At 59.1% G+C, this 521-nt stretch carries 1 protein-coding gene; it reads right to left on the minus strand.

The features are described 5' to 3' along the window. Positions 1-241: 241 nt before the first annotated feature. Positions 242-521, minus strand: a 280-nt coding sequence (locus tag ORS3428_RS33785) for a hypothetical protein (RefSeq protein ID WP_071100562.1), incomplete at its 5' end; no start/stop codon positions are given.

Below are 521 nucleotides of genomic sequence, written 5' to 3' on the forward strand. Positions count from 1 at the left end.
TGGGAAACTGTTCGCGATGTCTTCGCACACCTGTTCGCGATGTCCCCAGTCCATACACCCCCTTGTGGGGGAGATGCCCGGCAGGGCAGAGGGGGGCGCTGTCCCGCCAGCCTTCAGTTTTTCGGCCACCGTATTTCTCTGGCGCGCGCTGGCATCCGAAAGCTGATAAGTCGCGATCCTTCGCGCCCCCTCTGTCCTACCGGACATCTCCCCCATTTGGGGAGATCAGTCAATCGCCTGCTCAGTACCTGTAGTAGTACCGATGGTGGTGCCTGTAGTGGTGCCTGTGGTGATACCGATGGTGGTAATAGTAATACCGATGGTATCTGTAGTATCGGTAGTGCGGGTAGCGGACGATATAGCCGGGGTAGTAGCCGGGGTAATAATCGTCATAGTAGTCACGGTAGCCGCCATAATATGGGCCGTAGAAAGGGTACGGGCCATAGTCGGGGTAAAAACCGAAGGGGCCGAAGCCGAGGCCGAAGAACACCCCCGCATCCGCCGGCGCAACCGTCGCCGCC

This window comes from Mesorhizobium sp. ORS 3428, from assembly GCF_001854785.1.
Classification (GTDB): domain Bacteria; phylum Pseudomonadota; class Alphaproteobacteria; order Rhizobiales; family Rhizobiaceae; genus Mesorhizobium.